This is a genomic window from Streptomyces sp. NPDC048506 (assembly GCF_040651315.1).
Classification (GTDB): domain Bacteria; phylum Actinomycetota; class Actinomycetes; order Streptomycetales; family Streptomycetaceae; genus Streptomyces.
In genome coordinates this window covers 93,183-112,925 of sequence record NZ_JBEZIX010000028.1, presented here as the reverse complement: position 1 = coordinate 112,925, position 19,743 = coordinate 93,183, and the positions used below count along the sequence as shown (strand labels likewise).

11 protein-coding genes are annotated in these 19,743 nt (G+C 72.7%); 3 read left to right on the top strand and 8 right to left on the bottom strand.

Features of this window, described 5'->3' with window-relative positions; translation table 11 throughout:
• Positions 1-114: 114 nt before the first annotated feature.
• Together AB0C96_RS23280 and AB0C96_RS23275 are read left to right on the top strand one after the other, a co-directional pair.
• Positions 115-2,016 (top strand): glycosyltransferase, encoded by a 1,902-nt coding sequence (locus AB0C96_RS23280; protein ID WP_362919619.1) that lies wholly within the window; start codon positions 115-117, stop codon positions 2,014-2,016.
• Positions 2,017-2,089: 73 nt separating this feature from the next.
• On the top strand, positions 2,090-2,365 hold the full coding sequence (locus AB0C96_RS23275) for a DUF1876 domain-containing protein (protein ID WP_362919618.1): 276 nt from the start codon (positions 2,090-2,092) through the stop codon (positions 2,363-2,365).
• A 137-nt stretch (positions 2,366-2,502) separates the two neighbouring features.
• On the opposite strand, the gene galE is transcribed toward AB0C96_RS23275, so the two are convergent.
• The 3 genes from galE to AB0C96_RS23260 form a co-directional block, all read right to left on the bottom strand.
• On the bottom strand, positions 2,503-3,480 hold the full coding sequence (galE, locus tag AB0C96_RS23270) for a UDP-glucose 4-epimerase GalE (protein ID WP_362919617.1): 978 nt from the start codon (positions 3,478-3,480) through the stop codon (positions 2,503-2,505).
• A 45-nt stretch (positions 3,481-3,525) separates the two neighbouring features.
• Positions 3,526-5,172 carry a glycosyltransferase family 2 protein gene (locus tag AB0C96_RS23265; RefSeq protein ID WP_362919616.1) on the bottom strand — a complete coding sequence of 549 codons (1,647 nt, stop codon included), beginning with the start codon at positions 5,170-5,172 and terminating at the stop codon, positions 3,526-3,528.
• 279 nt (positions 5,173-5,451) lie between these two features.
• The gene (locus tag AB0C96_RS23260) at positions 5,452-9,051 is read right to left on the bottom strand and encodes a CDP-glycerol glycerophosphotransferase family protein (protein WP_362919615.1); all 3,600 of its coding nucleotides are present in this window, start codon (positions 9,049-9,051) and stop codon (positions 5,452-5,454) included.
• A gap of 247 nt (positions 9,052-9,298) precedes the next feature.
• Here AB0C96_RS23260 and AB0C96_RS23255 point away from each other — a divergent pair, with 247 nt between their 5' ends.
• Positions 9,299-9,985, top strand: coding sequence for a class I SAM-dependent methyltransferase (locus AB0C96_RS23255; protein WP_362919614.1), 687 nt, complete (start codon positions 9,299-9,301; stop codon positions 9,983-9,985).
• 57 nt (positions 9,986-10,042) lie between these two features.
• Here the strand turns inward: AB0C96_RS23255 and AB0C96_RS23250 are convergent, their stop codons facing one another.
• The 5 genes from AB0C96_RS23250 to AB0C96_RS23230 form a co-directional block, all read right to left on the bottom strand.
• On the bottom strand, positions 10,043-10,996 hold the full coding sequence (locus AB0C96_RS23250; protein WP_362919613.1) for a class I SAM-dependent methyltransferase: 954 nt from the start codon (positions 10,994-10,996) through the stop codon (positions 10,043-10,045).
• A 435-nt stretch (positions 10,997-11,431) separates the two neighbouring features.
• Entirely contained in the window at positions 11,432-12,346 is a 915-nt protein-coding gene (locus AB0C96_RS23245; RefSeq protein WP_362919612.1) for a carbohydrate ABC transporter permease, read from the bottom strand.
• Positions 12,343-13,638, bottom strand: a complete 1,296-nt coding sequence (locus AB0C96_RS23240) for a sugar ABC transporter permease (protein ID WP_362919611.1) — start codon at positions 13,636-13,638, stop codon at positions 12,343-12,345. The genes AB0C96_RS23245 and AB0C96_RS23240 overlap by 4 nt, the downstream gene beginning before the upstream one ends.
• A gap of 247 nt (positions 13,639-13,885) precedes the next feature.
• Positions 13,886-15,220 (bottom strand): ABC transporter substrate-binding protein, encoded by a 1,335-nt coding sequence (locus AB0C96_RS23235; RefSeq protein ID WP_362919634.1) that lies wholly within the window; start codon positions 15,218-15,220, stop codon positions 13,886-13,888.
• 968 nt (positions 15,221-16,188) lie between these two features.
• On the bottom strand, positions 16,189-19,734 hold the full coding sequence (locus AB0C96_RS23230; RefSeq protein WP_362919633.1) for an FtsK/SpoIIIE domain-containing protein: 3,546 nt from the start codon (positions 19,732-19,734) through the stop codon (positions 16,189-16,191).
• Between the last annotated feature and the right edge of the window lie 9 nt (positions 19,735-19,743).

Sequence of the window (19,743 nt, the reverse complement as noted above, 5' to 3'; positions counted from 1 at the left end):
ACTCCTCCGCACTCGGCGAACGTACACCCAACGTTATATGTCTTAATAGTCCCTTTTGCTCTGCTGGACGCGGGGCTTTCGAGGGATTGCCGCGACCAATGATCGGAGGGCAGGGTGCCGATATCCGACGCCGCCAGGGGCCCGGCCGCTCACGGACCGGCCGGTACCACCCCGACCGTCTCCGTGATCGTCCCCGTCCACAACACCCGGCCCTACCTCCCGCGCAGCCTCGGCTCGGTCTTCGCCCAGACCCTCGACCCGGACCGGATCCAGATCATCGCGGTCGACGACGGCTCCACCGACGGCAGCGCCGAGTGGCTCGATGACCGGGCCCGCGACCACCCCCACCTGACGGTCGTCCACCAGCCGGCCTCCGGCGGCGCCGGCAAGCCCCGCAACGTCGGCCTGGAGCACGCCACCGGCGACTACGTCTTCTTCCTCGACTCCGACGACCACCTCGGCCCCGAAGCCCTGGACCGGCTCACCCGCATGGCCCAGACCCACGGCTCCGACATCGTCTACGGCCGCATCGTCGGCACCGACGGCCGCGCCGCCCCCGTCGACCTGCGCACCACCAGCCCCCGCGTCTCCCCCTTCCACTCGCCCGTCTACTGGACCCTGGCCGCCTACAAGCTCTTCCGCCGCGCCTTCCTCGAAGAGCACCGGCTGCGCTTCGTCGAGGGCCGCCTGCTCGCCGAGGACCTGCCCTTCGGCATCACCGCCCTGCTCCGCGCCGACACCGTCTCCGTCCTCGCCGACTACGACTGCTACTACCTCCACGGCCGCCCCGACGACAGCAACGCCAGCCGCCAGGACCTCGACTGGTGCGAGTACCTCGACTACATCGGCACCGTCCTCGCCCAGGTCGCCGCCGAGGTCCCACCCGGCCCCGACCGCGACGCCCTGATGGTCCGGCACTTCCACGGCGAGATCCTCATGCCCTTCGCCGCCCCCTACCTCGCCCGCGACCCGTCCGGCCGCCGGGCCATGGCCGCCGCCGCCCGCCCCCTCGTCGAGCGCTACCTCACCGACCGGGTACGGGCCGCCCTCCCGCCCCGCCTCCGACTGCGCGCCCACTGCCTGCACGCCGCCCTCGACGACGAACTGACCGCCGTCGTCCGCGCCGACACCGAGCATCGGCCCGGCCCCCCGCACATCGACCCCGACGGCCGCGTCTACGCCGCCTACCCCTACTTCCGCGACCCCGCCCGCGGCATCCCCGACACCTGCTACGACCTCACCGACCGACTCGCCCTGCGCCAGCGCCTCACCGGCTGCTCCTGGGCCGGCGGCGTACTCCACCTGCGCGGCACCGCCACCCTGCCGGGACTCGGCGGCGACACCGTCGAGGTGCTGCTGCGCTGCGCCGGCGCCGAACACCGCATACCGGCCCGGTACGACGGCGACACCTGGCGGGCCTCGGTCGACCCGGCCACCGCCGCCGGTGGCGGACCGCTCCCCGACGGCACCTGGGGATGCAAGATCGAGGTCACCGCAGCGGGCAGGGACGACACCGCCGTGCGCCGCGCGGCCTGGCTGGTCCCCGAGGACCGCGAGGACGCACCGGAACCCACCGCCTTCGTACCCCGCATCGTCGGCCGCGGCCCCGCCGGCCCGACCACCGCCGCCCTCTTCCGCTCCCGGCCGCACGGTCACCTGAACCTCGCCCTGGATCGCGACGCGGAGCACCACCCCCTCGGCGCCGACCTGCACGGCACCGCCACCACCGGCCGGACCGGCCGGACCACCCTCACCGCCCGCCTCACCCTGCCCGGCCGCCCCCTCGACGCCGGGCTGCGACTGCACCTCCACGACCGGACGGCCGGCCGCACCGTCGCCCTGCCCACCACCGTCGAACCCGGCGCCGCCGACCACTACACCGTCCGCGCCCGGCTGCGCGGCGCCCCGCCCGGCAGCTGGCAGGTGACCCTCCGCCTGACCGCCGGCCCGCTCCGGCACGACCTGACGGTCCGCACCCTCGACGGCCGGGCACCCCTGACCGTCACCACCCGCTGACCCCGGCGCCGCACCCGTGCACCGGCGGCACGGCAGGCGCATGCTGGTAGCAGCGGTTCCGGAGGTGATCACGATGCTCAAGACCGCTGTGGGATGGCATGTCGAGTTGGAATTCGAGGAGGACACCCATCGCACCCGCGCCGCCGCACTGGTAAGGCTCCCCGACGGAACCGAGGTGCGGGCACACGGGTACGCCAGCCGTCACCCGGCCGACTCCAACCAGCCGAGGGTCGGCGAGGAGGTCGCGGGAGCCAGAGCGCTCAACGAACTGGCGATGAAGCTGCTGACGAAGGCACACGACGAGATCGACGAGGCGTCCGGCCGGACGTCGCATCCGCTGACGACCTGAGCCGCAGCGCACCGGGCACCCCACCGCGGGCAACGACACCCGCGGGGCAGGGTGCCCGGCCATGACCGACCAGCCGCAGCCCCCGGCCCCTTCCGCCTTCCACCGGCGGCGGCCGGCGTCAGTCCTGCGGGACGGCGTCAGTCCTGCGGATGGTGGTGCCGCCACCCCGCCCACGCCGAGGTGATCATGTCGCGGACGTCGTGGTGCGCCTTCCAGCCCAGCTCGGCGGCGATCCGGTCGGCGGCCGCCACCACCCGGGCCGGGTCACCGGGCCGGCGCGGCGTCACCTCCGGCACCACCCCCGTATGCCCGGTGAGCTCCGCGATCAGGTCGATCAACTCCCGTACGGAGACGCCCTCGCCGCGGCCGATGTTCAGCGTCAGATCGCGCACCGGCCCGGGCTCGGCGAGCTTGCGGGCCGCCGCCACATGGGCGTCCGCGAGGTCCGCGACATGGATGTAGTCACGGATGCAGGTGCCGTCGGGGGTGTCGTAGTCATCACCGAAGATCCGCGGCGCGGCGCCCTCCGAGAGCCGCTCGAACACCATCGGCACGATGTTGAACACACCGGTGTCCGCGAGCTCCGGGGTGGCTGCGCCGGCCACGTTGAAGTAGCGCAGGCAGGCCGTGGAGATCCCGTGGGCCTTCCCCGCCGCACGGGACATCCACTCACCGATGAGCTTGGTCTCCCCGTACGGGTTGATCGGCGCGCACGGCGTGTCCTCGGTGACCAGGTCGACGTCCGGCATGCCGTACACGGCCGCCGACGAGGAGAACACCAGCCGGCCCACGCCGCCCGCCGCCATCGCCTCCAACAGCGTCTGGAGCCCGTGCACGTTCTCGCGGTAGTACCGCAGCGGCATCTCCACCGACTCGCCGACCTGCTTCTTCGCCGCCAGGTGCACCACGTCCGTGACGCCGTGCCCGGCGATCGTCGCGTCGAGCAGCGTGCGGTCGAGGGTCGAGCCGACGACCAGCGGTACGCCTTCGGGGATCCGGGCGGCCACCCCCGTCGTCAGGTCGTCGAGCACCACGACCTGCTCGCCGGCTTGCCGAAGGGCCCGTACGACATGGGCGCCGATGTAGCCGGCACCACCCGTGATCAAGTAAGACATAACGCCAATCCTAGGCTCGGGGTCGGACAGTCGAGGAGTCGCCGCTCAGCGACGCAGCCGGCGGGCGGCGATGCGCCACACGCTGCGCAGACCGGAGGCGACCCGCAGGGAGAGCGCACCGCCGGTGGTGGCGTAGGGCTGCACCAGCAGCACGGCGTGCCGCCGGCTGGGCAGCACCCGGCGGCGCAGGCCCGGCCCGGTGGCCCGCAGCGCGGCCCGGAACCCGGCACCGTCGGCGCAGTTGACCTCGGCCATCACGTCCCACGGCTCGGGGTCGGCCGAGCCGCCGGGCTCGGCCAGCGCCGCTATGTCCAACACCACCTCGGCGGTCCAGCAGGCCGCCGGGCCGGCACCGTCCGGGGCCGGCGAGAGGGCCGCGGTGTGCACCGGGCCCCGGTGGTCGTCACGGCGGCGGTGCAGCTCGACGTCGATGCTCTGCGGACCGGCCGCGGCCAGCCGCCCGTACAGATCGTGCACCCGCAGCCGCAGCACACTGCGGCCGGTGGCGGCCGGCTCCGCGTCGACGGTCACCGGCAGCCGGTGCAGCGGCTTGCTGTCGAGGTCCTCCAGCTCCACGCCCGGCAGGTCCGCGGACCACACCGCGCGGCCGTCCGCCTCCGCGTACGGCGGCAGCAGCCGACCCGGGCGGGCCGCCAGCTGGGTGAGCCGGTCCAGGTCACGCGGGGCGGGCGAGGCCAGCACCACCCGCGCCAGCCACCGGGCGGGCGCCCGGGCCGCCCGCAGCGCGGACTCGTCGAACTCGGCCAGGTAGTCACGGGTCAGCCGCCACCACTCGGCGCGGTAGTCGGCACCGCGGGTGTGCAGCTCCCGCACGTACATCCGCAGATCGTGGTCGAGGAACTTGGTGGCCGCGGCATCCGCCAGCGCCTTCTGCCCGGCGTCCAGGAAGATCCGCACACTGGCCCGGTGCGCCTCGATCCGCGCCTGCCAGTTGGTGACGTCCTTGCGGTCCAGGGAGATCGACTGCTTGGCGGCCGAGCGCCGCACATGCCAGATGTAGACGCTGTCGGGGACCGTCACGATGCGCGGCGCGGCCGCCAGCACCCGGGCGGTGAAGACGAAGTCCTCGTAGGTGTAGCGGCCCTCGGGGAAGGTGATCCGGTGCTCGGCCAGGAACGCCCGGTCGTAGAGCTTGTTGACGCAGAGGGTGTCCCGCACCAGGGCGGCGCTGGACTCGGCGGAGTCGTACACCGCCGGCTCCCGGTAGAGCGCCGGCTGCCAGGGCACGTCCCGCTGCGCGGGAAGCTCCCGGCGCACGCAGGCGCCCGCCGCGACCGGCGCGTCGTGCTCCAGCGCGGCGTCCAGCAGCGCCCGCACCGCGCCCGGCGGCAGCACGTCGTCGCTGTCCAGGAACATCACGAAGCGGCCGGTGGCGGCGCGCAGCCCGTCGTTGCGCGGGGTGCCGCAGCCACCGCTGTTCTCGTCGCGGTGCAGGACCCGCAGTCGCGGCTCGTCACGGGCGAGGGCGTCCAGAGCGGCGCCGGTGCCGTCGGTGGAGGCGTCGTTCACCGCGATCACCTCGGTGACCGTCTCCGCGGACGTCTCCTGCGCGAGTGCGGAGCGCACCGCATCGCCGACATGGACGGCATCGTTGAAGGCGATGACGACGATGCTGACCTGCGCGGATGGCGTGATGGTGGGCCCCGGCAGTGGCTCTAGGGCTTCTTTCACAGTCACTAAATCTACATTTCGTGTCGACAGCATCTCTTGGCACGAGCGGGCTCCGAACCCGTATCCGATGGGTCAGAGGGCGAAACCCGCCGTGCGGTTGCACCCGTCCTCCCCGGTTTTCCGCCTCTTGCCGTCTTCTTACCGGGCGGACGCCGGGGCTCGGGTGTGCAGGAGCCCGTGAGGACGCCCGCACATGCTGTAACGACGCGAGGGGCGTGCGATGCCGATCCGTACGCCATCACCTTCCGGCGGACCACACCGCGCACCCCTCCCCCCGCCTCACCGCTCCATCAGATCCGCCACCCGGCCCGCCGCCCCGCCGTCGTCCCGGTGGCAGAACACCTCCCGGAAGTCCGCGTACGCCTCCGCACTCGCCGCCGCGACGGCGTCCACCTCGCCCAGCGCCTCGATCAACTCGCCCGTCGACGTCAGCAGCGGCCCCGGCACCCGCGCCTCGAAATCCAGGGTGAAACCCCGCAGGGCGTCGCGGTAGTGCGACAGATCAGGGGTGAGGAACAACATCGGGCGGCCGGTGTTCGCGAAGTCGGCGGCCAGCGACGAATAGTCGGTGACCAGCACGTCCGCCGCCAACAGCAGCTCGGTGGCGTCCGGGTGCGCCGACACGTCCACCGCGAACGGCGCATGGTGGCCCGGCAACCGGTCGGCGACCAGCGGATGCCCCCGCACCAGCAGCACATGGTCGTCCGCCAACTCCCGCCGCGCCAGGTCCAGATCGAGCGGCAGATGCAGCCGCTGGTGACGCGCGTCGTACGCCCGGTCGTCCCGCGGCGTCGGCGCGTACAGCACCACCTTCTTCCCCGGTTCGACACCCAGCCGGTCCCGCACCGCGGCCGCCCGCACCGCACGGTCCGCGGCGAACAGCGCATCGGTCCGCGGCAGCCCGGTCTCCACCAGCCGCCCCGAGTAGCCCAACGCCGAGCGCAACACCGGCGTGCTGTGCGCATTCGGCGACAGCAGCACGCTCCACTGCCGACTCACCCGCGGCCGCGGCGCCAGATGCGCCAGCCCCGCACAGAGCGTGCCCGCCAGATCGGCACCGATCCGCTTCAGCGGAGTGCCGTGCCACGTCTGGATCGTGCGCTGCCCCCCGCGCCGGGTGAACCACGACGGCAGATGGGTGTTGGTCACCACCCAGCGGCTGTGCGCCAACGCCCCGTGCCACTCGGCGCTGCCCACCACCACCGCCCGGACCGTGTCCGGCACCGCGGTCTGCGCATCCCGCACCGCCCACAGGTGCTCCACGTCCATCCCCCGCCGCACCAGCTCCTCGTGCACCGCCCGCGGCGAGTCCCCGTACGCCCGCCCCCCGAAACTGCTGTACAGCACCGTGTCCCGCAACGGACGCGAGCGGTGCAACGGATAGTGCTGCTCACGCAGCAACCGGCGCCGGTACGGCCCCCGGTCGCTGGCCGGCACCGCCGGCCCCGCCACCACCACCGCCTCGTCGACCCGGTGCCGGTCGACGGCCACCGGCTTGCCGCCGACCGTACGGCGGGCCTGCAGCCCGTTCAGTACCGCCGGCGCGAGGCGGACCGGGGCGTCCGCCGCCGAGCCCGGCACCCCCCGCTCCCGCAGATGCACCGTCCACCGGCCCTCCCGCAGCGGCACCGGCCCGGCCAACGACGGCAGCGCCCCCAACGGCAACACGCCGTGGAACCGGCCCTCGTCGTGCGTGGTGACGAAGGTCAACTCCGCGGCGTGCGCGCTGTCCTTGAGGACCAGCTCGGTGGCGTGCGGCGCCGCGTCCGGCAGCCGGCCCGCCACCGACAGCGACCCGTCCGACCGCCACACCACCCGGTCCAGATACGGCTGCGGGGTCCGGTCGTGCAGGACCAGGTCCCCGCCCGGCGTGGCCGCCACCACCAGCTCACGGCCGTGCGACAGCGGATACGCCACCGGCACCAGCCCGGGATCACAGGCGATCGGGTCGCACCGCCCGTCCGGCAAGACCAGCTCCGGCACCCAGCTCTCGGTGTGCACCGGCCCGATCGCCGAGGGCGCCCCGTCCCGCGGGGGCCGGGCCGCGGCCACCGCGTCCAACCGCACCCGGAACGTCAGATGCCCCGGCGCGACCGCCACCACATCCGGCGTGACCGGGCCGGTCTCCACCGGGAACGACACCACCGTGCCCGTCCCCTGGTGGGTCAGCCGCAGCGCCGTCGGCGCCGCCCCCGGCGCGGTCACCGTGACGTCCAACGCCCCGGCCGCCGCCGCACGGTGCCCGGCCAACCACCGGGTACGCCGGGACACCGACAGCCGCAGCCGCCCCTCCGGGTACCACGGTGTGATCCGCACACCCTCCCCGGCGCCTTCGCCGGCGCCCTCCCCGGCCACCTCGTGCGCCAACGGAGCGGCACCCGAACCGGACTCCGCCGCGCCCAGCGCCGCGGCCCGCACCACACCCGCCGAGGCGAGCACCACCCCCACCCGCCAGTCGCCCTCCTCCCAACGCCCCGCCCTGCGCAGCCGCGCCGGATCGACCCGCACCCGGAAACCCGCCCAGTCGTAACAGTGCTGCTCCTGACCCGAGTCGGCGGTCGCCTCCGGCAGCAACAACGGCCGCAACGGCAGCAGGATCCGGCGCCGGCCGCACGACAGCACCAACGTCCGCAGATAGCCGTGCCGGTGCGCCGCAGGCAGATTGCGCAGGTACGCATAGCCGCGCAGCAGCAGCGCCCCGTCCCGCCACACCGCTTCGAGCACCTTCGCCCGCACCGGGAAGTCACCACGCTCCAGCCGCACCACCCCCGGCGGCAGCTCAAGCGGCGGACTCAGCGGCAGCACCGCCCGCTTCCGCAGCGGCGGCCCGGCCACCGCGAACCCGGCCGGATTGCGCGCCTCGTGCCCGAGCAGCGCCAGCAGATCCGCCATCCGCCCGGCACGGACCAGATACCAGCGCATCCGCAACTCCACCGGGAGCCCGCGCAGCACCCGGGGATCGACACCGGCGAGGAAACCGCGGGCACAGTCCAGGAACGCGGTCCGCGCCTCCGGAGCCGCCACCGGCAGCCCCTCCACCAGATCGAGCAGCCCCTCCACCAACTGCGACCGGTCGTAGTCGCGCTGATACGCATGCAGATGAGACCGCGCCGGGTCCCCGAGGAAACGACGGACGCCGTCCACCGCCGCGAACCGGTCCCGTACGCCCTGCGCATCGGTGCGCCGGTACCGGCCGGGCCCCTCCGGCAGCCGCCAGTAGCAGACGTGCTCATGCAGCACGTCGACCGTCCTGGCCAGGAAGTGCGCCGGCAGCGTCACCGCCCCGTCATCGCACAACTCGCCCTCGGGAAAAGCGAGTTCATGACGGTCCCAGAACGCCCGGCGGAAGACCTTGTTCCGCGCGAAGTCGTCGGACAGCAGCGTCAGGTCCTCGGTGATGTGGGTGCGCAGCGCCGTCCCGTACGTCGCCGGGTGACGCGCGGACTGGCTCCGGCCGGCCGCACCCAGCCGGTAGACGTTGCCGGTCGCCAGATCCGAACCGGATGCCTCCAACAGCCCCACCAGATCCTCGTACGCACGCGGCAACAGCACGTCGTCCGTATCGAGGAACGCCAGATAGGCGGTGTGCGGATAGGCGTGCCGGGCACCGGCGTTGCGGACCGCACCACAGCCGGCGGCCGCACCGCCTCCCGGCAGACGGACGATCCGGAACCGCGGATCACGCTCGGCGAACCGGTGCGCAACGGCCGCGGCAGCGCCCCCCGCCCCCGCGCCGCCCGCCCCGGGCTCTCTGTCCACCATCACCACATCCAGCTCGGTCAGCGTCTGCGCCGCCACCGACTCCAGGCACTCCTCCACATTCCGCTCGGACCCCTCGGTGCGATGCGCCGGGATGACGACGGTGAGTCGAGGCTTCATACGCGGACCACGCCTTTCGGGACGGGCGATGCACAAGACCGGTCCCTTCAACTCACCCATCGGCGGCACGGTCACCGGATCTGCGCTGAAAGGGTGAGCGCACCGTCGACACCACGTGCTCGGACGGTTACGTTCAGTAGGGAACGTCGGCGCGCCACGACGCCGGGCCGCACCCGATGCCGTAGACCCGTTGCACAGCGTTGTGGCGCCCCGTGCGCCGAGTCCCAGGGAAGGTGACCGCGTCCCGATGCCCGGCCGAACCGACAGCTCCGCCGCCACCGACAGCACCGACACCCCACCACCCGACCGCGACCCCCGGACCGCCGAAGCCGCCTGCCCCACCGGCACCGCCCCGGCCGCCTCCACCGTCCGGCTACCGGCCGACGAGACCCGCCGCGGCCCGGCCCGACTGCTGCCCGCCCGCACCCCCTACCGCCGCCAACTACGACGGATCGGCGCCGGAGCGGTCCTGGAGATCGGCTGCGGGGACGGCGACACCCTCGCCGGCTGCGCACCCGGCAGCGTCGGCATCGACCACGACCCGCAGTCCGTGGCACGCTGCCGGGCCCGCGGCCTGACCGCCTACACCCCCGATGCCTTCCTCGCCGGCCCGCACGCCCGACCCTGCGCCTTCGACGCCCTGCTGACCGCGCACGTCCTGGAGCACCTCGACGACGAACAGGTCGAAGGCCTCCTACGGGCCTACGTCCGCTACGTCCGCCCCGGCGGCGGGGTACTGCTGATCACCCCGCAGGAGGCCGGACACCGCGCCGGCCCGGCCCCCGTCCGCTTCACCGACTTCGCCCTGCTGCGCGCCTTCGCCGAATCCGCCGGCCTGCGCGTCCGGCGCACCTACTCCGCACCGCTGCCGCGGCCCGCCGGGATGCTGCTGCGCTCCAACGTGTTCGTCCTGGTCGGGCAGGTGCCCCGGTGAGCGGTGCCGGCGCGCGGACCGGGCCCCGCCGCACCGCCCGGCCCACGTCCGCCGGCCTCAGCGCGCCCGGGCCCGCTTCCGGGCCCGGACGATCGCCCGCGTGACGATCGGCGGCAGCACGTCCAGCGCGACCTTGCGCACCGTGCCGCGGGTCGGCACCGGCGGGCGCGACACCGGCCGGGCCGCGCCCGCCCGGGGGGCCTGCGGCGTCGCCGGGCGGGCGGGACGGGGTGCGGGCTGGTGGCGCGAGAGCGGGTGCGCGGGCTCCTTGGCACCCTTGGCGCTCAGCCGGATCAGCGGGGCGTCATTGACGTACTGCACCTCGTGCCAGACGTCCCCACGAGCCTTGATCCACTCCACCAGCGCCTTCTGTACCGGCTCGGGATCACCCCAGGTCCCGTAGAACTTGGTGCCCGTGATGCAGATGGGGCGCAGGCCCTCGTTCGCCACGGCCTGCCAGGTCGCGGCTGCCACCCCCGGACAGTGCTCGGCGCGGTAGTCGTCCAGCACCACCACACCCGCGTCGGTGAGCAGCTCCCGCACCGCGAGGATGTCGCCGTGCACATGCTCGTACAGATGCGAGGCGTCGATGTGGGCGAAGCGCACCGAACCCTTCTCGACGTGCTCGCTGACGAGCGCACTCAGGCCCTGCACGATGGTCGGCAACTCATCGTGGAACGAGAGGTAGTTGGCCTCGAACGCGCGGCGGGTCAAGGTCGCGTAGGACTTCTTCATCTCCTTCGAGTTGGAGGCGTCCTCCGCGGGGGAGTCGAAGAGATCGCAGACCGTGAAGCGCTCGTCGGGGCGCCGCCGCGCACCCAGGAAGATCGCGCTCTTGCCCATGTACGCGCCCAGCTCCAGCAGATCACCCGGCTCGGAGCGCTCCTGCTGATGTGCCAGGAACCAGTCGAAGAGCAACTGATCGGCGGTGAAGAACCAGCCTTTGACCTCGGACAGCCGGGTGGGGCGCGGGAGCTGTTCGGCACTCTGGTCTGCGATGGGGGCAGTCATGTGCGGTCCGTCTCCAGACGGTCGGGAACGTAGGGCGGTACGCGATGCAAAAGGTGAGGTGATGCTCGCGAAACGTGCGAAATGTGCAGTTATGGATGCGCCCGGCAGCACGGCCGCAGCACACGGGCGCGGCCCCCGCAGGAGCCGAGGCACCCTCGCCCGACCCGGTACCGGTCGAACGCCGTTACGCAGTCTCCACGACCACGCGCCGACGCACCATGGGTTTCGCGGCAGTGACCGACATCGTAGGGGGACGGACATGAACGGGAGATAACAACGCGGACCCCGGTATCAGGCCCCACCCAGACGTCACACGGCCCTCACCCCGAGTCCATGTGGGCCGCACACGGGCCGCACGTGAGCCGGACACGGGCCGCACGCGGGCACCCCCTCCGGGGCGCCGGTGCCCGTGCCCGCGGGGGCCGCGCCCTCACCTCACTTCACCGCACCGGCCATCACACCCGACACGAACTGACGCTGGAACGCGAAGAACACGATCAGCGGCACCACCATCGACAGGAACGCCCCCGGCGCCAGCACATCGATGTTGTTCCCGAACTGCCGCACCTCCTGCTGCAACGCCACGGTGATCGGCGGACTCCCGCTGTCCGCGAAGATCAACGCCACCAGCATGTCGTTCCACACCCACAGGAACTGGAAGATCCCCAACGAGGCGATCGCCGGCCCACCCAACGGCATCACCACCCGAGTGAACAACCGCACCTCACCCGCCCCGTCCAACCGCGCCGCCTCCAACAACTCCCGCGGAATCTCGGCAAAGAAATTCCGCAGCAGAAACACCGCAAAAGGCAGCCCGAACGCCGTATGGAACAGAATCACCCCGGCCGTCGTCTCGAAGAGCCCCACCGCCCCGAACAACTTCGCCACCGGAATCAACGCCACCTGCACCGGAACCACCAGCAGGCCCACTACCGCCAGGAACCAGCCGTCACGGCCCGGAAAGTCCAGCCACGCGAACGCATAACCGGCCAACGACCCGATCACCACCACCAGCACCGTCGCAGGCACCGTGATCTCCGCGGTCGTCAGCAGCGAACCCATCACCTTCCCGTTCGACAACAACTGAGCGTAGTTGTCGAAGGTGATCTGCGCCGGCTTCCCCAAAACCTGCCACCAACCGGACTCGGCGATCTGCGCCGGACTCCGCAACGACGACAGCAACAAGCCCACCGACGGCATCAACCAGAACAACGCCACCAGCAGCAGGAAAACCCGCACCGCACCGCCACCGGTCCGCGCCGCAATCCGCGCCGCCAGCGAAGCCCGGGCACCCGACACGCCCCGTGCGCCACGGCCCTCGACCGCCACGTCACCGTCCACGGCCGTCATCGGCGACGCTCCTTCCGCAGGCGCCGGAGATTCACATACATCACCGGCATCACCAGTAGCAGCAAGAACACGGCAATCGCACTGCCCAGCCCCTCATCGACATCCGTACCGAACGACGACTGGAACAACTGCAGAGCCAACACATTCGCCGACCGCAGACTGGAACCCGGCGCAATGATGTAGACCAAGTCGAAGATCTTCAACACGTTGATCATCAACGTGACCAGCACGACCACCAGAACCGGCGCCAGCAGCGGCACCGTGATCCGACGGAAGACCTGCCACTCCCCGGCCCCGTCCACCCGCGCCGCCTCCAACAACTCTCGTGGCACCCCCGCCAGACCCGCCGCGATCAACACCATGGCGAAACCCGCCCACATCCACACATACGAGCCGATGATGGCCGGCGTGACCAACGCCGGACCGAGCCAATCGACACCGCGATACGCCTCCGCGAAATTCGACCCCGGAAGCCGCAACCGCGCCCCCGCCGCCTGCTTCGCCGGCAGCGCATACGTCCCGTCGGCCGCGGTCACCGCCGACGCCACCACCACCCCGCCCCGCACCGCCTCGACCCGCACCCCCGCCAGCGCCCTCTCACCGGCGTCGACCACATTCGGCCGCCCCCCACCACCACGGGTGAAGTCCAGCCACACGGTGCCGGAGACCTCCCCCGGCCGCGGCCGCGCCACCACCGCCGCCCGCGCACCCCGCACATCGTCCTGCTGCACCGCAACCAACGGCAGACCGACGAACGACCCCGCCCGCACCACCGACCGGGTGGTGAACCCACCCCCACCCGACGCCCGCAGCTCGGCACGCGGCCGCGGCTTGGCACCGGGAAACGGCGCCGGATCCGCGAACGTGTCATGCACCGAAACCCACACCGCATTGGCCACACCACGCTGCGGATCCTGGTCGTACACCAACCGGAAAATGATCCCCGCCGCCAGCATCGAAATCGCCATCGGCATGAAGACGACCAACTTGAACGCGGTGCCCCACCGAACCCGCTCCGTCAACACCGCAAAGATCAATCCCAGCGCCGTCGACACCGTCGGCGCCACCACCACCCACACGACGTTGTTCTTCAACGCCGTCCGGATCGCGTCGTCCGAAAACAACTCCCCGTAATTCCCCAGTCCCACGAACCCGCTGCCCGACGCATCGAACAGACTGCGATAGACGGAGAACACGATCGGATAGACCACCAACGCCCCGAGCAACACCAACGCCGGCAACAGAAACACCGCCGCAGCCCACGCCCGGCCACCCGTCACACCCCCACGCACCCGCCCCCGGCCACCGCCCGCACCCCCACCGGACCGACCACTCGACCGGCCACCTAAACGGCCACCGAACCGGCCGCCGAAACGGGCGTGGGAATCCCCCCTGCCATTCCTACTGCCATTCCCATTGCCAAGCCCATCGTCGTGTCCATTGTCATGCCCATCGACAGGACTGGCCCCTGCATCGCTCATCGTGACGAACCCCCGGTCCCGGTCGAAGCGATCGACGACGGCATTCGGCGGCAGGCGCTCAGCGCCCGAACGACCGCACCGCGTCCTTCTCCAACCTGGCCTGCGTCCGCGCGACGTCCTTCGGGTTCTTCAGGAAGTCCTGTAGGTCCTTCCACTCACCCTGCCCCGGCTTCCCACCGAACGACGCCGGTGCCTGATCGGACATGTCGAAGCGGAAATCATCCCCCGCCCCGATCAACGCCTTCGCGATCTTCCGCATCACACCATCCGCATAGGCAGCCTGATCCAGCTCCTTGTTCGGCGAAATGAAACCGCCGGCCTGCGCCCAGATCCTGGCCGCGTCGGTCGACGCCAAAAACGTCAGCAGCGCCTGCGCCGCCTTGCCGTCCTTCAAGGCCACCGCCACATCTCCGCCGGTCACCACGGGAGACTTCGCCCCCACCGCCGGAAACGGGAACACCTTCGCATCCGTACCGACCTTGGCCTTGGTCTGGGAAATGTTCGCCGCCGCAAAATCGGCCGACGAGACCATCGCAGCCTTCGGGGAATCACCCCCGCTGAACGTCTGCGTCACCGACGTCGGGAAATCCGTCTGCAACGCCCCCGCATTCCCGCCGACGAGCAGATCCTTACGCCCGAACAGCTCCCCGAGCGTCGTCAGCGCCTGCCGGACCGAAGGATCCGTCCACGCGATCTCATGCCGCGCCAACCGGTCGTACTTCTCCGGCCCCGCCTGCGAGAGATAGACGTTCTCGAACCAGTCGGTCAGCGTCCAACCGTCCGCACCCCCCACCGAAACCGGCTCCACACCCGAATCGGAGACCGTCTGCGCCGCCTTGAGGAAGTCCTTCCAGGTCTTGGGCTCACCGACCCCCGCACTCTCGAACGCCTTGGCGTTGTACCAGACCAACGACTTGTTGCTGGCCTTGAAGTACACGCCGTACTCGGTGCCCTTATGAGCCCCCAGATCCTGCCAACCCTTGCTGTAGTCCTTGGCCAACTGCGCCTTGGCGGAAGGGCCGAGCGGCTTCAACCAGCCCTTCTCCGCGAACTCATTGAGCACTCCCACCTGTTGGAGCATCGCCACATCCGGCGGACCCCCACCGGCGATCTTCGACCCGATGAACCCGGCCATGTCGTCACCACTGGGCACGAAGTCGACCTTGGCACCGGTCCGCCGCTCGAACTCGTCCAGCACCTTGACGAAGTTCTCCCGCTCCGCCCCCGTCCACACCGCCGTGACCTGCAATTTCTGGCCACCCAACGCTGGCAGCCGCACCGTGGGCGCGGCACCCCCATCCTTCCCGCCGTCGCCCCCACCGTCCTTCGTGTCCTTCGCCCCCCCGCCCCCACACGCCCCCAACGCCAGCGCCAGCACCGCGACTCCCGCCACCGCGGTCACGCCCCGCCGCCCACCCACACGCCGCCCACCCACACGACCGAACCCGTTGACACGGTCGATTCCCGTGCCCCGTCCCGCCCTGCGATCGAGTCCTCTGCGCATCCCCGTAACCCCTCGTCGTAGCCCCTTGTCACTGCGCCTGCCACGCACCGGCGGCGCTGGTGCTCGTCCGTGTACGCGCGCTCGCACTTGCTCTGTCCGGCGCTGCCGTGCCGTCCGACGCTGCCGTGCTGTCGCGCTGTCCGGTGGTGGTGATGCGCTGTGCGCTGTCCCGGTGTGCCGTGCTGTCGTGCTGTCCGGTGGTGGTGTGCTGTCGCGCTGTGCGCTCTTCCGGTGGTGGTTCGGTGCTGCCGCGCCGCTGCACCTGACCGCAGCAGCCCGACACCGGCCCGCCCGGCTGCTCCCAAGAGCAGCGGCGCCACCTACGGCCGTGCTGTAGGCCGTGCCACCAGGGCGTACTGCTAGGGCGGGCTGCTAGGTCGTGCTCGCGGGGCCCGCTCGACCACCGCGCTCAGAACCCTGCTGCTGAGCGGTGATGCCCGCCCTCGTGTCAGCGCCGTTCAGATTCCTTCAGAGTCGTGCAGCGCCGTTCAGTGTCGTTCGATCTGCCGTTCGGAGCGCCGTTCCGAGTAACGTTCCCGAATAACGTTCGGTGTGCTTGCCCGGTGCCTTCCTGGTGCCTGCCTGGTACCTGCCTGCGCCCTCACGTGCCATCCGGTGTCCGACAGGTCCCACCCGGTGTCCGTCCCGGTGTCCGTCAGGTCTACGCCCTGCCCACAACCTCCGCAATACCGCGTCCGGCGCCAACTCACCTTTCGTGATGCGGCTGTTACGGGCGCGCCACACGACATCGAGCTCGGCCCGGTCGGCGCGTACGCCCCGGCCTGCACTCACACCACAGCCGGAGCCACGCCCGTCCGGCCCTCACGCCAGAAGCGGGGGCGCGCTCACACCAGAGCTCACACCAGAGGCGGGGCGGGTGGGGCGTCCGAGGACTGGGCGGCTCGTTGCAGGGCGCTGGCCAGGAGGGCGAGGTCCGTCGGGCCGTTGCCCAACTCGCGCAGTGGGCGCCGGGCCGGGGGATCGCCCATCCGCTGCCACTCCAGGGGGACGACCGTCGGGCGCAGCGTGGAGGTGCGAGGTATCCGGCCGGTGACCCGGCCTGCCTGGAACGGTGTCGTGGAGCCGTCCGCCGCGCGGTGCAGTCGGCCGCGGCCGGTCGGCACCGGCTCGGACGGGTCGGTGGTCGTGCCCAACTCGACGCGCAGGCCGGCCCGTTCGTTGGTCGCCGTCTCTGCCGTGCGGTCCGGGTGGCCGGTGGCGGCTATCAGGTGGACACCGAGTGCTGCTCCGTCCCGGGCCACGGCCTCAAGCGCACGGACGACCGAGCCGGCGGCCGGGCGGCCCGGGCTGCCGAGTGCCGGGGCGACCAGGGCGTCGAAGTCGTCGACCAGGACGAACAGGCGGGGCATGGGGGCGGCGGCCGGGGTAGGGCTGCCCTCGGTGCCGTGGGGGGCCGGTTGGTCGGGGGCTGGTTGACCGTGGGCGTGGGTGGGGGAGGGGGCGTGGGTGGGACGGGTGTAGGGGGTTTCTTGGGGGGTGGGGGAGGCGTGGTGGTTCTCGGGGGTGTCGGTGGGGGGTGTGGTGCGTGCGCGGAGGCGCAGTGTGCCGGTGGTTGACGGGTCTGCCGGGGTGCCGCCTGCCTCCTCCTTGTTACGGCAACGATTACGGAGAGTGATTTGTTCCTGCGCTGTGTCACCGTTTTCGGTGGAGCGGCGCGGCGCGATGATCTGCGGTGCCGGGAGGTGCTTGGCGCGCCATTCGGCGAAGGGGGTGCCGGCGAGTATTTCGGCGCGGCGCTTCAGTTCGGAGGACAGGGCCTGGGCGAACTCCCGCATGCGCATCGGGTCGGAGGCCGCCAGGTAGGTCGTGACGTGCGGGAGGTCGGTGCACATCCGCAGGCCTTCGCCGCGCTCGCTGCCGCCGCCGTCGACCAGCACCAGGGACAGCAGGTCGGGCCGGTCCGCGGCGGCCAGGGAAGCGGCCAGCGAGCGGAGCAGTTCGGTCTTGCCGGTGGCCGGTGCGCCTTCCAGGAGGAGGTGTGTGCCGTCGGCGGCGAGGTCGGCGCACAGGGGGCCGTGGGGTCCGGCGCCGAGGACCGCGGGGGCGCCGGGCTGGTCGGTGTCCAGTGCGGCGGCCCAACGGGCCATCAGGGACGCGGGGGTGGCGCGGGCCAGTCCCAGTTCGTCGAGCAGTCGGGCCGATTCGGGCAGCGGGGCGGCGGTGCGGTGCGCCGGGCCGCCGGCCGTGGTGGTGTCGGCCTCGCGCAGTGGTGCCAGTGCTCGGGCGAAGCGTTCGGCCCAGGCGGCGGAGACCGCGTCGACCGTCGCCACCGTGCCGTTCGGCCCGGAGCCGGGGTGGACGACGCGCAGCGCGGTGGCGACGTCGCCGCTGAGTACGGCCACCGCCCCGCATTCGCCGAAGGCGGGTGAGGCGGTGCGGGCCGCCTCGTAGGTGGCGGCCAGGGGGAAGGAGGGCGAGGCGGCCGGGGTCTCCGCCAGGCACAGGAGGTGGATGCCGACCGCCGGGCCGCCCGCTGCGAGTCGGGCGGTGGTTTCGCGCAGTGCGGAGGAGCCGGGGTCGCCGTCCACGATGACGAGGGTGTGGGGGCCTTGGTGGTGGGCCGCGGCGGCGGCGACCTCGGTGCGGTCGGCGCTGGCCCAGCCGGGGCCCAGCGGGCCGTCGTCGAGTCGCCGGACGAGTTCGGTGGTGCGGGCCGTGGCCTGATCCTTGTCGTAGGCCAGCAGCAGGCGGCAGTCCTGGCCGCGGGCCGGGCGGACGTGCGGCAGCCAGCCGAGCCAGGACCAGTCCGCCACCCGGTCCCCAGTGCTGCGTGCCCGGTCGGTGCTGATCAGCACCATGTCGAGGGTGTGGGGGGAGTGCAGGGCGGCGAGCTGGGCGATGGCGGACCGGGCCAGCCCGGCGAGTCGGGTGCGGGGGCCGGCCAGGCCGAGGGAGCCGACCTGGCGCAGTTCGACGGCGATCGGTACGGCGGCCCGGCCGCCGGCCCGGCTGGCGGTCCCCAGGCGGACGGTCAGGGCGTCGGGGTGGTCCTGGCCGCGTTCCCAGAGGCGGGGGCCGGGGCCGAGTGCGGTGAGCAGGATCGTGGCGGCGTCCGGCCATCGTTCGTCCGCGGCGGGTCCGGTGGCCGGGCCGGCGGGTGCGTCACCGGGGGCGCCGGCCGGGGCGGCGGCGGTGCCGGCCGGTTGGTGGTCGGTGGTGGGTGCGGTGCGGTCCTCGTAGGGCCGTTCGGCGGCGGGCCGGCCGCCGGTCAGACGCCGGGCCCAGGCGCCGATTCCGCCGCGCCGCCCGGCCTTTCTGGGTGCCTCGTCGGCGGGTGCGTCGTCGGCCGGGGCGAGGGACTGCTGGCCGCCGTGCGTCCGGTCCGTGGCGCCGGTCGGGGCTCCGTAGGCGTGTTCGTCGCGGACGCCGGGGGCGAAGCCGGTCGGAGGGAGGTCGGCTTCCGGGGCGCGGTCGAGGCCGTGCCCGTAGCCGTGGGCGGTGGCCGCGGCCGGGTGGGAGGCGTCGGGAGCGGGGGCGTGCGGGAAGGCGGTGGCGTTGCCGTACGGGGCTCGGGGGGCGGTGGCGTGGTGGTCGGGGGTGTCGGGCCGGGGACCGGTGTGCGGGGCGGTGGTGCCGCGCAGTGGGGTGTCGCGCCGGGCGGCCGGGTCCGGTGATGGGGTGCGCGGGGCCGGTACGGGGAGGGCCGCGGCGGCGCCTACGGGGTGCGGGGCGCCGGTGCCGTCGGTGGCGGTGATCGCGTAGGGGGCGTCGTCGCCCGGGGCGATCCGCAGCTGGCCTTCGCCGTCGGGCGTGGTGCGCAGGGCGGGGGCCGGGGCGCTGGGGGCGGACTGGAGGCGGAGCGCGGATTCGCCGATGCGCAGCAGGGCGCCGGGGAGCAGGGGGGCGGGCTGTTCGTCGAGCTCGATGCCGTCGACGGCGGTGCCGTTGGTGGAGCGCAGGTCGGCCACGGACACCGAGCCGTCGGGTTCGACGGTGACGGCGCAGTGGAGCCGGGAGACGTCCGGGTCGTCGAGGGGGACGTCGGCGTCGGCGGAGCGGCCGATGCGGATCTGGCCGCCGTGCAGGAGGTGGACGCCGCCGGCGTCGGGGCCGCAGATGATGCGCAGGCGGGCGGAGCCGTGCGGCAGGCCGTGGGCGGGGGCCGGTCCCGGGCCGTGGAGGGAGAGCACCGCGCCGTCGATCAGTGGGGGTTCGCCGATGGCGGCGCGCTGGGGGTCGAGCCGCTCGGATCCGGCGTAGACCACGACCGGGCCGCTGCCGCCGCCCGCGCCGCCGACGTCGGCGCCGGTGCCTGCCACGGAGGCGGCGAGGGAGCCGGCCACCGCTGCCAGCGCGGTCCCGGCGGGGGCCGTCACGAGCACGTCGCAGGCCCGTGTGGTGTGGCCGCTGCGCGGCCCGAGGACGGTCAGCCGGATCTGCATCGCCGTCAA